Source organism: Dysgonomonas mossii, assembly GCF_004569505.1.
Lineage (GTDB): Bacteria > Bacteroidota > Bacteroidia > Bacteroidales > Dysgonomonadaceae > Dysgonomonas.
The window spans coordinates 121,552-136,506 of record NZ_SPPK01000002.1; the positions used below are offsets into that span (position 1 = coordinate 121,552).

Sequence of the window (14,955 nt, forward strand, 5' to 3'; positions counted from 1 at the left end):
CTACAAATTATTGAAGATTTTTAGTTGTGGTTAAAGTTTATTGCAGGTAGATAAATTTGGTTTGCTCAGAGGCGATGATGAGATCGTCATCGCCTCTGATGTTTTCAGGCAAAAAAAGATACTGCCTACATCTATGAATAACTTATAATATTAGAAAAACATAAAAATGAGAAAAAAAAGGAACTTCACACTTTTGGCTGCAATAATGGCAGTTTTTCTGAGTATACAATCTTGTAATAATGGTCCCATAAAAGAAGTATGGATAGATGAACTAGGCTCTAGCTCGTGTTATGTGCAAGACTGGGGAACCCCTCAAATTAATAAATCTGTAGTATGGACTCCTCTAACCGTAAACGGAGTGGTTTACGAACGGGGTATCGGGGCACATTCAATCGGACGTATGCTTTTCGATTTGGATGGTAAAGCATTATCCATATCCGGATTGGCAGGGGCTGATGATAATAATCTTTATGCGGGAAAATTTCAGTTCAAGATTATAGGAGATCGTAAAGAGCTTTGGAAAAGCGGTGTTGTGAAGAAAGGTGATCCTATTCAAGAATTTAATGTTGACTTGTCTGGAATAGATAAGGTATTGCTACTTGTCGAAGAATGTGGAGATGGCATCATGTACGATCATGCAGATTGGATCAATGTGAAAGTGACTACACGAGGCGAAGTAAAACCTATTCCTGCATGGCCTAAAGCTATTGCTAAAGAGAAATATATTTTAACACCTCAATTGCCCGAACATCCAATCATAAACAATCCGCTGGTTTATGGAGCTCGTCCCGGTAATCCATTCTTATGGACAATAATGGCTACAGGTCAGCGTCCGATGAAGTTTGAAGCGTCAGGGCTACCTGATGGTTTGAAGTTAGACCAGACAACAGGATTTATTACCGGTAAAGCAAAAACAAAAGGAGAATATAAAGTATTGCTAAAAGCTACCAATGATAAAGGGCGCGATGAAAAAGAGGTTCTTTTTAAAATTGGAGATGAAATAGCTTTAACCCCACCTATGGGTTGGAATAGCTGGAACTGTTGGGGATTATCGGTAGATGACGAAAAAGTACGTGACGCCGCCCGAATGATGAATGATAAATTACATGCACACGGATGGACTTACGTTAATATTGACGATGGCTGGGAAGCCAAAGAGCGGACAAAGCAAGGAGAAATCCTATCAAATGAGAAATTCCCTAATTTCAAGGCCTTAACCGATTATATCCATTCCTTAGGATTAAAGTTTGGTATTTATTCTTCGCCCGGACATATAACCTGTGGTGGTCATGTCGGAAGCTATCAGCATGAGGAGATCGATGCAAAAACATGGGAGAAATGGGGTGTTGATTATTTAAAATATGACCATTGCGGTTACTTGGAAATACAGAAAAATTCTGAAGAAAAATCAATTCAGGAGCCATATATCGTCATGAGAAAAGCTTTGGACAAAGTAAATAGAGATATCGTTTACTGTGTTGGGTATGGTGCACCCAATGTATGGAACTGGGGAGAACAAGCCGGTGGCAATCAGTGGCGCACTACCCGTGATATTACAGATGAGTGGAATGTTGTTACAGCGATCGGATTCTTTCAGGATGTTTGTGCTCCGGCAACAGCACCCGGCAAGTACAATGACCCCGACATGCTGGTAATAGGTAAGCTTGGAAAAGGTTGGGGAGAAAAGGTTCATGACTCATATCTGACAGCCGATGAACAATATTCACATCTCTCTCTTTGGAGTATACTTTCTGCTCCATTGCTCATAGGTTGCGATATGGCGAATATAGATGACTTTACTTTAAATCTGCTGACAAACAGAGAAGTTATTGCTGTCGATCAAGATCCTCTTGTCGCTCCTGCCGTTAAAATTATGACAGAAAATGGACAAATCTGGTATAAGAAGTTATATGATGGCTCTTATGCTGTAGGTCTTTTTCATGTAGATCCATATTTCATCCTGTGGGATCAGGATAGTTCAGAAGCGATACAAAATGAGACTTATAAGATTCAATTAGATTTCTCTAAGCTTGGTATTCAGGGTGAAGTAACTGTTCGAGATCTTTGGAGACAAAAAGATCTTGGAAATTTTACAAATAACTTTCAAGCAGATATTCCATATCATGGTGTAAAGTTTGTAAAAGTTACGCCTAAAAAATAGATGCTGATTAATATAAAATAATTGAGTGTAGATATTTTTCTTCTGCTTACTCTCACATTCAGGTTTCTGCTGTTATGCAGGAACCTGTAATGTTTTAAACAGTATATGTACACGTGTCGGAATTTTCTTTATTTTTTGTGTAAAGAACTAAGAAAAACTACGAATAGATAATAAAAAGCAAAGATTGTAATAACGATCTTGAAAAATAAATCTTTACTTCGTAAGGTAATACTCTTAAAGAAGAAAAGATGGAAATATTATCTAAAATATTAATAGGTCTTGTAGCTCTTGAACATGTCTATATTCTTTGGATCGAGATGTTTGCATGGACAACAAAAGGTCGTACAACTTTCAAAAGTATTCCTGATGAATTGTTCGAGAAAACAAAAGGATTGGCTGCTAATCAAGGGTTATACAATGGTTTTCTTGCAGCCGGGCTTATCTGGTCACTGTTGATTGGAGATTCTGATTGGAGTCAGAATATAGCATTGTTCTTTCTTAGTTGTGTTGCTATTGCAGGCATTTATGGCGCTGTCACTGCTCAAAAATCGATCTTTTTCAAGCAGGCACTACCAGCTCTGATTGCAATTATTGTTTTATTATTGAAATGATTCTGGACTATGCATGAACAACTGATAAAGGATATTTCAATTAGGTATAAAATGCAATCACAAGATATAGAACTCTGTAAAACACTTTTTCAGCCTGTCTTGATGCCAAAGAACAGAATTTTGGAAGAAGAAGGAAAAATTCCTCAGCATTTATATTATATCATATCGGGATTTATGCGCCTGTTTTATTATAACGATAATGGAGATGAAGTTACTACGCATCTCAATTGTCCTCACGGTTTCTTCACTGCCTTTTCAGATTTTATAAACCAAACAAAAGCTTCGGTAAAAGTAGAAACTGTTACCGAATGCCAACTACTTCGTATAACTAAACCGGATTATGATAAATTGGTCAGTATAAGTACGTTTTGGAAAGATTATGGGATGCAGGTTTTACAGGAATCTGTAATCTATAATGAGGAGCGGTCTAAAGATTTGGCAACCTTATCAGCCGAGCAACGTTATCTTAAACTGATGAGATCTTATCCAAATGTTATTCAGAATGTTCCATTGCAATATATCGCCTCCTTCCTTGGTATAAAACCGGAAAGTCTTAGCCGTATAAGACGAAATCTGATTAACTAACAAAAGTCAAGTGTAATTGATTTTACGATTCTGAATTTTGTGTCCTAATTATTAAATATAAAACAATGACACAGAAGAATATCGTTTTAGTTACCGGAGCAAACGGACATTTAGGAAATAACTTAGTAAGATTTTTGATTGCCAAAGGATATCAAGTAAGAGCATCTGTCCGCAATATCAAGAATACAAAACCATTCGAGGGGCTTGATTGCGAAGTGGTACAGGCTCATATAACCGATAAGAACTCAATGCTTCAGGCTTTGCGTGGTGTTGATACTTTTTATGCGGTAGGAGCCGTCTTTAAGCTGTGGGCAAAAGATCCGCAAAAAGAGATTTACGATGTGAATATGAATGGTTGCAAAGTCATGATAGAGGCAGCAGTCCAAGCCGGAGTAAAGCGAATTGTGTATGTTAGTTCCATTGCCGCATTGGATTATACAAAAGGAATACCAATCAATGAAGAATCAGGCTACAATCCCGACCGTAGGGATATGTATTATAACTCAAAAAATGATGCGGAGAAACTCGCTTTCGAATTAGCAAAGAAGCATAATATAGAATTGGTTGCCGTATTACCTTCAGCCATGATAGGAGGCGTGATAGCAGAGCGCTTGAGTAATTCGAATGAAATATTAAAGGCGATATTGAACAATAAATTGCCTATCGAAACCAAGATAACTCTCAATTGGATAGATGTAAATGACGTCGCAGAAGGTTGTGTTTTGGCTGCAACGAAGGGTAAGTCGGGAGAACGATATATCTTGGCGAATGAAAAATGTATGACTATTACTGAGTCAATCAAATTGGCTGATGAATTGTTTCCGCAACTGAGGCTTAAAAAGCCGATCCCTGTTCCTCGGTTTGTCCTTTATTTATTCGGTGCTCTGTTAGGATTTGGTGCTAAAATATCTGGGAAAGCTCCTGCTATGACTACCAAAGAAGTGAATATGTTTTATGGGTTGGTACAGGATTTTGATATATCTAAATCCCGAAGAGAGCTCGGTTTTAGTCCGAAGTCTTCTAAGCAAGCTTTGAAATCGGCTTTGTTGTATATGTGGGAAGAAAGAGAAAGATTATTAAAGTAATTATATAATAAAACTTGTTATAATTTAATCTAAAATCAGTCGAGATTGTTGTATATGGTAAAAGCAATAAATATGAGTATATACGATTTTACCGTAAAGGATAGTAAAGGGAATGATGTTCCTTTATCCAACTATAAAGGGAAGGTGCTGCTAATAGTTAATACTGCAACAGCATGTGGTTTCACCCCACAGTATAAAGATTTGCAGGACTTATATCTTAAGTATAAAGATCAGGGATTCGAAATATTGGATTTTCCCTGCAATCAGTTCGGGAAACAGGCTCCGGGAACAAATGAGGAGATTACCTCGTTTTGTGAGATGAAGTATAAAACGACATTTACCACCTTTGCAAAAATTGACGTAAATGGAGAGAATGCCGATCCTCTGTATAAATATCTGAAAGAAAATAGTAAAGGATTTTTAGGCGATTCTATAAAATGGAATTTTACTAAATTCCTGATTGATAGGGCAGGGAATATCGTTGATCGTTATGCTCCAATAACCAATCCACCAAAAATCTCAGGCACGATCGAAAAACTATTGGAAAGATAATATATGCGACTATGGTCTTTACATCCGATGTATCTTGATTCGGCAGGGCTTAATGCCTCCTGGCGTGAAGGGTTATTAGCTAAGAATGTGCTTTTAGGGAATACAAAAGGTTATACGAATCATCCTCAGTTAATTCGTTTTAAGAATAGCCCCGATCCCAATCTTTATATCGACGCCTTTCTTACTGAAATATATAAAGAGGCTGTAAGACGAAACTATAATTACAGTAAGGAAAAGATCCGTCTCATTGAAAATATACGACCAATCTCTGTAACAAAAGGACAGTTAGAATATGAATTTGAACATCTGAGGCGAAAACTTCAAAAACGAAGCCCCGAGTTATTCGATAAATTACCAACATTGGCTAACTTAAATCCACATCCTTTGTTTAAAACGATAGATGGAGATGTTGAGGAATGGGAGGTTGTAATGTAATATGAGTATAGTTTAATGATTCCATTGTTTGATTTATACGATATAGAGTCTTGCAATGGTTCAATAAATCATAAAATAATGCAGGTATTTTGCAATACCTGCATTATTTAAATTGAATATTAGAGATTTTCTTTATGCTTCTTGACTTCGTCTACTAGTTTCGAAAAAGATTTATCTCTTTTACGTTTTTCATGTTCCGAAGTAGAAAAATGCCAAGCTTCTCTCCTTAGTTTCAGATAGCTCTCATAAACTTTACGGTCTAATGTTCCATTACTTACCGCTTCTAAGACAGCACAGCCGGGTTCGTTTTTATGCTCACAGTCTTTAAAACGACACAACCCTTCATAGTCAGATATTTCAAGCATTCCCGAAAGGGAGTCCGGATTTTCAATAGCTAATCCAAATTCTCGAACACCCGGAGTATCAATTAGTACTCCCGATCCTTTCATCAATACCATTTCCCGACGTGTTGATGTGTGCTTTCCTTTTCCTGTGGACGAACTTATATCGGATGTTAGCAATATTGATTCTTCGCAAAGTGCATTCACCAGAGAACTTTTCCCAACACCCGAAGAGCCGACAAAAACAACTGTTTCCCCTTCTGTGATAAACTCTCGTAACTGAAGAATCGTTTGAGGTTGGTGGATACTTGTAAACAATACAGGCATCTGATCGGCAATGTGCTTGATAGCGTTGCTTATATTCTCTTTCTCAAACTCCAAATCAGATTTATTGAGTACCAATACGGGACTAATGTTTCCTTCCACTATCTGAGCCATAAAACGTTCAGCCCGACGGACATTGAAATTGTCATCCAAACTTTGTACAATAAAAGCTTTGTCAATGTATGACGCAATGGCTTGTTTGTCACATACTGTTCCACTCTTCTTACGAAACAAGCTTCGTTCTCGTGGTAGCATATCAACTATAATCCCTTTCTGGTCATCGAATGGTTGAAAAATTACCCAATCGCCCACACAAGGCAAATCGAAAGTTGATCTACCAAACATCATATTTCCTGTCAGTTCACATTGGAACATCCCATTCTCAGAGATAACCTCATAGCATGTCCGATGGACTATAGATACCCGTCCGTGAGGCAACGCTTTATGGACTGATTCTTGTTTTAGTTGGCTTAATTTATCGCTCCAGCCATAAGTATTTAGATCAATCATAGCTTTGTCTTTTTTGCGATGAAAAATGTATAGCCATAGAATTCTTTATACTTGTTGTATAATTCCGCTTCGTAGCGTTGAGATGCAACCAGGTCTTCAGCAGCTTTATTTCCTGCATATTTATTCAGGAAAACTTCTTCAGCAGTAGCTTTAGGAGCAAAATAATACTTTGTCCAACACGTTTCGGGTAAAATAAATGTAGCCACAGGGAGATATCCTGCCCGGTGTATTTTGGCTACCTGATTGGGTATCGTATCTATTTCAGCATATGAATTCATCCAGAAATCATTTATTTCTGCCGGACGTTCGTCTGTAAACCATGAACTCTCAGAGATAGCCAAGTATCCTCCTGTTTTCAAATATTTACGCCATTCGTTCAACCCTCGTTCAAAGCCAATATTATAAATGGCTCCTTCTGACCAAATCAGGTCTAACTCTTCATTCTGAAAAGGAAGATTATCCATTGAGCCTACAATCCCTTTCACTCTGTCTTGCATGCCTAGCAGCTTTGCATTACGATTCAGAATATTGATAAAGTCGGGAAATAAATCCAGTGCAGTAATCTTTCCTTCAATATGCTTGGCAAGTGTCATTGTCTGCCCTCCTGTGCCACAGCCAATGTCGGCAATAAGGGATTTGTCGGTTAGGTTATCAATAAAGCGAAGGGCTGTTAGTGTTGCATCGGTGCTACCGGGTCCCTGTCGTTCCATGCTAGAGAAAAACTCGCAGATTAAATTAAAATCGAAATCGTGAATTGTTTTATTTTCGTTATTCATTTCGTTATTTGTATTAGCGCACATATGCAAGCATGACAATGCTATAGCACTATTGTACGCAGATTAAAATTAAATTATAATAATATGAATATTCCTCTCAAAAAGGTTTATTTGAGAGTAAACGAAAGGACAATCTGTTTTGAAAGTACAGATTGTTTACAATACCAAATCCGATTTATGTAAAATCTTAGTCATCCGGCAAAGATATATAAATATTTAATTATAAATAAAAAAACTGTTCCGGAAGTGATGATTTGATATAAAATCACTCCGGAACAAAGTTTTTCGTCTAATGTTTACTAAAAATTCACTTACCACCAATTATTACCGTTATCTACGGATTGAGCTATTGTTGATTCAGGCTTTTGTGTATTTATTTTTTTCTGTTCTTTGTATACTGTCTTTGCTCCAGGTATAGGAGAGCTTTTTGGGGGTATATTCGTCTCTTCAGTAAGAAGCTCTCGGGTTTTAGAAATCTTTTTGTCTCCTATAATTTTTTCAGCTTCTATAAGCTTTATAGCTAACATTGAAACTTCTACTTTTGGAGTGAATGATACCGACCCATTAATTCTGCATCCTGTTTCCATAATAGCCTTTTTTGCCATAATTGAGCCTTCTATAACAGCCGAACTACTAATTTGTATGGTGTTCGTGCAAAACACATTCCCTTTAACTAACCCCCCGATTGTACAATCGGTAGCAGTTATGTTTCCATCAATAGTCGCAGTAGGATCTACTATGGCCCTATCTTTTACAAAAAAGTTCCCTTTTTGCATTCCTGTAAAGCAAAATCCACCTAAAACAACTTTGTCCTGATTTGATACAGCTATTTCTTCTGCTGTTTCTTTTTCTATAGGTTTGGCTTTTTTTCGTTTGATGAAAAACATTCTTTTATTCTCTATTAATACTATTCTTCTGCGAAATTTGTCACTACAGTTGTTGCATTGCCTATATCAATACCAAGGGCCGATTTTGGCCTGCCGCTTACACGTAAAGAGTTGAGAGCATATCCTTTGCTTGCCAGTGTTTCCGGATTATCCAATACCGTTATCTCTGTGAAATGTCCAAATTCTGCAATAAAACAGTCTACTAACTCCTGATAATACATTGCGCCCCCACATAAGTATATCCGATTTGTTTTCACAAGGTTGGAGTCATTGATAATGCTCCGTAGATTGGGCGATATCACTTCCTGATAGTAGGTCTGGATAACATTTTTACGGATCTCTCTTAAATCAACATTCTGACGATTTAAGAAGATATATCCTCGCTGAAAAGCATCGTCCAGCTGATTTACATTTCTCAACTCGAGATAATATTTACTCCTCAGTTCGTTGATCATTAGATTTACAGCATAGCGGATTCCGTGTGTACTTACCATTGCCTGTTCTACGATTCCCGAATCGGTGCTTAAGATAGATTCGAAAGTGCCAAAGCCGCAACTAAATACAAAAAAACTACCCGAAACATTGGGCTCTCCTTTGCGTATTGCAATTGTGCATCCTACAATTTCGGGAATGACTTCAACTTTTTGCACATCCAGCACAATTTTCTTTTTATTTCCTGCATTGTGGGTTGATGCATCATAGTCGAGTAAGTGCGTTTTTTTGAAGAATTCAACGGCTCTATCTCTATAAATATAATAGGTTGAGTAGGGGAAGCCTGTTGTAATTGTTAGCGGTTGTTCTATCTTGTCCTGTGCCAGCAGGATTGACGCTTTGGCAAGAAGCTGATAATCGATATCATCAGGAGAGGAGTTTATCAGTTTATGAGGTAACTGTCCTTCGTTCAAGGCTAGATCACCACAGATATACCATTTGTCATTGTGCTGAATCTTCAGACCATGAAGCAAATCTTTAGAGGTTTGGGACAAAACTGTGTTGTTGATCTCAATTAAACTCGGAAAGGATTGAATTTCATACATAGGTTTTTTTCAAAAAAGTGTTTAACAATTAAAAATTACAATAATAGCATTATATGTTTTATATATTTCTTATAGTGAGGATGGCTTCATTATTATTTCGCCTTCATATATACCCCCCTCGTCCATACTCAGATTTTCTGTATTGAGTCTCCCTGTTATTTGTCCCGAACACTTTATTACTACAGCTTCGGAAGCTGATATGTCTCCTTCGATATGTCCAAAGACAATGAGTTTTTTTGTATTCACATTTCCTCTTATTGTCCCTGTCATTCCTATCACCACCGTTTCAGCTTGCTCAATGTTTCCTATTATAGTACCTTCGATACGAATCGCTCGGGTTTGCTTGATATTACCTCGAAGAGTAAAGCTTTCACAAATTACTGTCGGCATTAATGAGGCTAGATCATCCGGTTGATCGTTTCTTTGAGTTTGTTTTTTTATCATGATATACTATTCACTTATCTTCGTATATATAAAGAATAGGGATGCTCCCCGGACAAAGAATTGCTAGCACTAAATTAGAGTATAATCATGTAGTGGATCTAAAAAAGGGAGTGGGACAAAAAGAGGACAATTAAAAATATTATTGTACAATCGATGTATGTGTCTGATTAATATATGTATATGGAAAGGGGAAAAGAGAGGCGGATGAATAAGAATGCTCTATCTAATAATACGTTTTTAATAAAAGAACAGGGTTACCCAATGTTTGGATAACCCCGCTCTTTCGTTTTTTTATTCTATTCTTCGTCCAGTTAATCTATATATTTTGAATAAATGATACTAGGTTCGTATCTCGTTCAATCTCGAGTTTCTTTCGTAAACGCTGCCGTGCTTTTTTGAGTGCTTCCTCCGATTGGAATGTTATTTGTGCTATTTGTTTGTTCGTCATATTCAATTTCAGAAATACGCATAGCTTACGTTCGTTCTGAGTCAGCATTGGAAAATGGTCATTAAGATTTTTATAAAATGAAGGATGCACCTTTTGAAATAAAATCTCAAACTCTTCCCAGTTGGAGTTATATGTCTGTGACCTATAATCGAAAATCAAAGATTTTATATCGTCTCTTACTTCAGGGGGCGTGTTCTTCTCAATATTCTCTAGCATCTTTATGCTGCGCACGTCACGCTCGGCAGTTTGTACAAGTTTAAGGGTTGCTGAGGTCATTTCCTTCTGATTTTTCTCCAGTTCAGCATTGATCTCTTCCAACTCTAACCGAAGAAGCTGCTTTTTCAGCCTATACGAACGGGTAGTCATTATAACGAGTAACAATAAAAGAACGAAGGCTACAATCAAGAAGAGAATGACAGCCCGTTGGCTTTTTATTTTTAACCCTTTATTCTGTGCTTCTATTTCGTAGACTTGTTTTGCCTTATCGTATTTATAAGCACTCTCTAAGTCTGCAAGTTTCTTTATATTATTTTCGTTGAATATACTGTCGTTGTATAATTTATATAGCACATGATTCTGATATGCTGCCTGATAATTATTTGTTGCGGCATAAATCTCCGATAGCTGTCCATAAATCTCTTTTTGAAGATTCAGTAATTTCAACTCATTGGCTATCTTCAGCCCTTTTTGGGAATAGTCTAATGCTTCGGCATAACGTTTTTCTTGAATATAGATCAATCCCATTTTTACCCATATCTCAGCTTTTGCTCGCTTTAAATCTATTTTTTCGGCAAGATGAAATGCTTCATTGAAATGATCAAGTGCTTTAGTAAATTCTTTCTCACGGGTATATATAGTACCCATGTTGACTAAAATGTTAATAGTCAAGCTTAGCTTACTATTACCTCCAATTTTTAAAGATTTTTCATAGTATTCCAACGCGCGAGGATCATTCATGTTCATATATATATGACCTATGTTAGCCAAACATGAGGATATCTTAAAATTATCTTTTATGTCTTCGGAAATCTTTAATGCTTTTTGAAGATAATTGAGGGCGTCTTTATATTCTCTTTGGTCGGATTGGATTCCGGCAATATTAACAAAATTGGCCACCATTGCTGATTTATCACGGAGCTGCTCGTTAATCTTCAGAGCCTTCAAATGACATTCGAGTGCTACCGCATAGTTACTTTGAGTGCCATAGATCCACGCTAAATTGTTTAATGCTTTTGACAGAACGGGATAATCCTTTAGTTCTTCTGCCAAGAGAATGGCTCTTTCGAGTATTTCGATAGCTTTTATATATTCTCCTTTTGTACTATGGCTTCGTGCTGCATTAACGAGGCATTTCAGTAAAAGGCTCTTATCATTTATTTCATTCGCTATTTTAAGAGCACGTTCGTATGATTCATCACTTTTGGGGATGTCACCAAGTTCCTTGTATACGTTTCCTATTGCAATCAGACAATTGCATATTACCGTTTGTTCTTTGATGACTTCTGCCATCACAAGGCTTTGTCGAAAATAATTGAGAGAGGATTGTTTGTCGCTTTTAATATAAGCTAATCCGGTTACCCACAGGCTGACGGCCTTCCCCTTAGTGTAATTCAAACGATCTGATATCAGGGCTGATTCAGAGGCATATTTCATTGCTTTTGGGGTATCTTTCGAATATATAATGTAACCTATTTCATTCATTATGTCTACTTTCTCCCGATTATTTGAAGAGTACCGTCTCAGTACATTCTCAAGGCTATCCACCTTTTGCATTTGAGCAGAAAGAGTTTGAAAAAAGGTTAATACAAAGAATAGAAATAGAGAGGGAAAACTCAATCTGTTTCTCATATGGCTAAACAAGGTTAGAATTTAAATTATACATCAACGATACGATAATTGGTACTGATAAAACCGACTCCTGATATATTTTTAAGAATGTAAATACACAACAGGCTTTTCTTATTTTTTCCGATAGATAATTCATAATGTGAATGCAGAGTGAAGCACATTTATAGAACTGTTGTTGTGAATTTGTTGTAAAGTTAAGCTTTTGTATAATTTTAGACAATGTTTCTCATTGAAATAGGTATATGTAAAAACAAAAAAGCTTACGGTTTTATTTTCCTTCTTTCACTTGATTTTGAAAGTCAATTTTAGAGAACTAATTAATCAGGACTTATCACTTCGGCACATACAGTCAAAGGATTAGGCTTTGACGAAGTAATTGCCCTTTTTGTAAACAAATCGAATTACCAAACAGAAATAGATCGCAGCACGTTTTGTGTTGCTCTTACACGAACTATGCACCAATTAAGGCTGATATGTGAGGAGATATGTCAGAGTTTCTGGTATAATCTACATAGTTTGTTTTATTTAACAATTCTACATCGCTCAATAAAACAAACTATGCTCAATGAAAGGAATAGCCTAAAATTCAATCTTATAGCTAATGTTTGGGATAATAACAGCCTCTCTTTCGGGATCTACCAAATGCGTCTTAAAGTTGTAGCGATGACCTTGATAGTCTTTGTAGCTAGTTGCATTTAGCACTTTAATTGCAAACTCATGAGATAAACTCTTCTTATTGATTTTGTAGCTTACATTAAAGTGTAGAAGAAATGCCGGGGATAATTGTTTCGAAAAGGCTTTGCTCTCATCATAAATAGCATCTTCCTCCTTCTGAGATGCATCCAGATTAATAGGCGAGTATCTGTCTCCTCCTTGATAAGATAATCGAATATTAGCATTGAACATATTTTGTTTACTGCGTCCTACCATCCACTCTTTTCCTGCTAATGCATTGAATACAAAGTTTCGGTTATACCTTGTATTTCTCCATTTGTTATCTCCTGCTTTGTAACGAGAATCAAAGAGAGATCCGGTGAACATATAGTAATAACCATCTGACATATACCGTTCAAAGGTTATATCAATACCATAATTGACTCCTTTTCCCTTATTCGAAAGCTTATTGGTTATGAACCAATCATTTTGAAGGTTTATAAAGGAAAATGTACTATCTCTTATAATAGGAACACTGTATAGTTGTTGAAAATAAGGTTCGATTTTTAGATGATAATCATTTCCAATATTAAGATCATAAGACAGGACTATATGATGAGCTTTTGTAAAATCCATATTTTTGTTAATAAGTTCACCCTCTTTCGACCTGGTAAAGTAATAATTCAACATTTCGAGCCTGCTATGTAGCCCATATGAAAGAGCTAAAGATTGATTTGGTCTAAATTTCCATGATAATGCTGCTCTGGGCTCTATCGTATAATTATTATTGAGTGTGAATAATTGCGTATTTATACCAAGATTAAGCGTCCATTGATCTGAAAATTGGAACGATGAGTTCGTATATGCAGACAATAGAGAGCTGAAACCTGATTCATCGGTTATCGTATTCATTGGTTGTTGATGCGTCGCTTCTTTTAAGAGTAGATTATATTTAAGCCCTGTAACCCTTATTCCCGTTTTATTGGTATGTATCCTACTGTATTTCTTATTTAGCGATGAAGCGAATACAAAGTTCCAATTGGTAGACTTGATTAAGTTTTGTGGAATAGGTTTTACATTCGCATTCATTCTTTCAGTATGCATATCAAGACCGCTCACTGTAGTAGCCAAAGTTGTTTTAAAGGTTGCATTGTTCCACACTCTTAGTTTGTGATTCAGACCAAAAGCACCCATATATTGTTTTACATCCTGATCTTCTTTATCCTGCATATATTCCCATTTACTAGGATCGGTTTCTGCCTTTTGCCCCGAGCGATCAATCAAGCCTACTCCCCAGATGGAAAATACACCGGCACTTTTGGTTGGGAAGTTAAGCTTGAAAGATAAGTCCTGATATTTTGTATTCTCTGCATCTTCGGGTAGCATAGAAGAGAGCAGTCCTAGTGTTGAATACCGGTAATTGAATATATAAGAAGAATTGCTCCCTTTCTTGAATGGGCCTTCGGAAGCAACATCTATTCCCACTAAACCGAGTTGTACTGTATTTTCTCGTTTCTGGTTGTTTCCTGTACGTAAATTCATATCCAATACCCCTGATAAAGCATTTGAGTATTCGGCAGGGAATGCACCTGTCATAAAATCAGAATTGCCTAGCACAAAACTGCTTAATGCCGATAGCCCTCCTCCTCCGAAAGTAGTTACTTCTGCAAAGTGGTTCGGATTGGGGATTTCAACATCTTCCATTCTCCATTGTAGAAATTTAGGTGCATTTCCTCTGACAACAATACCATTATTCCCTACACTGCTTGTTACACCTGCAAAAGATGTTGCTAATCTAGCCGGATCATCGAAACCTCCTGCGTACCGGCTTGCTTCTTCTACACTCAACATACGGGCACTGCCTAATGCCATATTATTTAAGGGTTGTGACTTATTTATCTGAGGAGTGACAACAATCTCATCGAGTTGTTTCGAGTTTTCGACCATTGCAATTTCCAGATACAATTCTTTAGACGAAGACAGTAATTGCTCTTTTATTATAATAGGATTATAGCCGATTAATGTCACCTGAATATCATAACGTCCTATAGGAACATTTTGTATTTTAAATTGTCCTAAGCTATCTGTACTTACACCTAAGGGGATTTTACTATTTAGTACAGCTACAGTTGCATATTCAATAGGGTTATTCGATTCTTTGTCATATACCACACCTCGTATATTCTGAGATGATTGTGCATATAATATACCTAACGACAGGACGTTTAATAAAAGAAATAGTAACGTTTTGTTCATG

At 36.7% G+C, this 14,955-nt stretch carries 13 protein-coding genes; 6 read left to right on the forward strand and 7 right to left on the reverse strand.

All coding sequences use genetic code 11. The features are described from left to right. Positions 1-166: 166 nt before the first annotated feature. The 6 genes from E4T88_RS05830 to E4T88_RS05855 all read left to right on the forward strand — a co-directional run bounded on the left by E4T88_RS05830 (position 167) and on the right by E4T88_RS05855 (position 5,429). Positions 167-2,161, forward strand: coding sequence for an NPCBM/NEW2 domain-containing protein (locus E4T88_RS05830; RefSeq protein ID WP_135104542.1), 1,995 nt, complete (start codon positions 167-169; stop codon positions 2,159-2,161). 248 nt (positions 2,162-2,409) lie between these two features. Then, entirely contained in the window at positions 2,410-2,772 is a 363-nt protein-coding gene (locus E4T88_RS05835; RefSeq protein WP_135104543.1) for a DUF1304 domain-containing protein, read from the forward strand. A 102-nt stretch (positions 2,773-2,874) separates the two neighbouring features. Continuing rightward, positions 2,875-3,357: a Crp/Fnr family transcriptional regulator gene (locus E4T88_RS05840; protein WP_221411795.1), complete on the forward strand. Its 483-nt coding sequence runs from the start codon at positions 2,875-2,877 to the stop codon at positions 3,355-3,357. 65 nt (positions 3,358-3,422) lie between these two features. Next, on the forward strand, positions 3,423-4,442 hold the full coding sequence (locus E4T88_RS05845; RefSeq protein WP_135104545.1) for an NAD-dependent epimerase/dehydratase family protein: 1,020 nt from the start codon (positions 3,423-3,425) through the stop codon (positions 4,440-4,442). A 72-nt stretch (positions 4,443-4,514) separates the two neighbouring features. Further along, positions 4,515-4,994 carry a glutathione peroxidase gene (locus E4T88_RS05850; protein ID WP_135104546.1) on the forward strand — a complete coding sequence of 160 codons (480 nt, stop codon included), beginning with the start codon at positions 4,515-4,517 and terminating at the stop codon, positions 4,992-4,994. A gap of 3 nt (positions 4,995-4,997) precedes the next feature. Then, complete coding sequence (locus E4T88_RS05855; protein ID WP_135104547.1) at positions 4,998-5,429, forward strand: pyrimidine dimer DNA glycosylase/endonuclease V; 432 nt, start codon at positions 4,998-5,000, stop codon at positions 5,427-5,429. Between the two features lie 119 nt (positions 5,430-5,548). Here E4T88_RS05855 and rsgA read toward each other — a convergent pair whose 3' ends face one another. The 7 genes from rsgA to E4T88_RS05890 form a co-directional block, all read right to left on the reverse strand. After that, positions 5,549-6,604: a ribosome small subunit-dependent GTPase A gene (gene rsgA / locus E4T88_RS05860; protein ID WP_135104548.1), complete on the reverse strand. Its 1,056-nt coding sequence runs from the start codon at positions 6,602-6,604 to the stop codon at positions 5,549-5,551. Beyond that, entirely contained in the window at positions 6,601-7,380 is a 780-nt protein-coding gene (locus tag E4T88_RS05865; RefSeq protein ID WP_135104549.1) for a class I SAM-dependent methyltransferase, read from the reverse strand. The genes rsgA and E4T88_RS05865 overlap by 4 nt, the downstream gene beginning before the upstream one ends. 311 nt (positions 7,381-7,691) lie before the next feature. Beyond that, on the reverse strand, positions 7,692-8,267 hold the full coding sequence (locus tag E4T88_RS05870; protein WP_135104550.1) for a polymer-forming cytoskeletal protein: 576 nt from the start codon (positions 8,265-8,267) through the stop codon (positions 7,692-7,694). A gap of 20 nt (positions 8,268-8,287) precedes the next feature. After that, complete coding sequence (locus E4T88_RS05875; RefSeq protein ID WP_135104551.1) at positions 8,288-9,304, reverse strand: ParM/StbA family protein; 1,017 nt, start codon at positions 9,302-9,304, stop codon at positions 8,288-8,290. Between the two features lie 69 nt (positions 9,305-9,373). After that, entirely contained in the window at positions 9,374-9,748 is a 375-nt protein-coding gene (locus E4T88_RS05880) for a bactofilin family protein (protein WP_135104552.1), read from the reverse strand. A 316-nt stretch (positions 9,749-10,064) separates the two neighbouring features. Beyond that, a complete protein-coding gene (locus E4T88_RS05885) occupies positions 10,065-12,044 on the reverse strand; it encodes a tetratricopeptide repeat protein (RefSeq protein WP_228093769.1) in 1,980 nt (659 codons plus the stop codon). A 579-nt stretch (positions 12,045-12,623) separates the two neighbouring features. Next, the gene (locus E4T88_RS05890) at positions 12,624-14,954 is read right to left on the reverse strand and encodes a TonB-dependent receptor (RefSeq protein ID WP_135104553.1); all 2,331 of its coding nucleotides are present in this window, start codon (positions 14,952-14,954) and stop codon (positions 12,624-12,626) included. Position 14,955: the final 1 nt, after the last annotated feature.

Coding starts and splice junctions, on each gene's coding strand:
- E4T88_RS05840 (WP_221411795.1), top strand. CDS start 2,875: ATGCCAAAGAACAGAATTTTGGAAGAAGAAGGAAAAATTCCTCAGCAT.
- E4T88_RS05870 (WP_135104550.1), bottom strand. CDS start 8,267: ATGTTTTTCATCAAACGAAAAAAAGCCAAACCTATAGAAAAAGAAACA.
- E4T88_RS05865 (WP_135104549.1), bottom strand. CDS start 7,380: ATGAATAACGAAAATAAAACAATTCACGATTTCGATTTTAATTTAATC.
- rsgA (WP_135104548.1), bottom strand. CDS start 6,604: ATGATTGATCTAAATACTTATGGCTGGAGCGATAAATTAAGCCAACTA.
- E4T88_RS05890 (WP_135104553.1), bottom strand. CDS start 14,954: ATGAACAAAACGTTACTATTTCTTTTATTAAACGTCCTGTCGTTAGGT.
- E4T88_RS05875 (WP_135104551.1), bottom strand. CDS start 9,304: ATGTATGAAATTCAATCCTTTCCGAGTTTAATTGAGATCAACAACACA.
- E4T88_RS05835 (WP_135104543.1), top strand. CDS start 2,410: ATGGAAATATTATCTAAAATATTAATAGGTCTTGTAGCTCTTGAACAT.
- E4T88_RS05830 (WP_135104542.1), top strand. CDS start 167: ATGAGAAAAAAAAGGAACTTCACACTTTTGGCTGCAATAATGGCAGTT.
- E4T88_RS05885 (WP_228093769.1), bottom strand. CDS start 12,044: ATGAGAAACAGATTGAGTTTTCCCTCTCTATTTCTATTCTTTGTATTA.
- E4T88_RS05850 (WP_135104546.1), top strand. CDS start 4,515: ATGAGTATATACGATTTTACCGTAAAGGATAGTAAAGGGAATGATGTT.
- E4T88_RS05880 (WP_135104552.1), bottom strand. CDS start 9,748: ATGATAAAAAAACAAACTCAAAGAAACGATCAACCGGATGATCTAGCC.
- E4T88_RS05855 (WP_135104547.1), top strand. CDS start 4,998: ATGCGACTATGGTCTTTACATCCGATGTATCTTGATTCGGCAGGGCTT.
- E4T88_RS05845 (WP_135104545.1), top strand. CDS start 3,423: ATGACACAGAAGAATATCGTTTTAGTTACCGGAGCAAACGGACATTTA.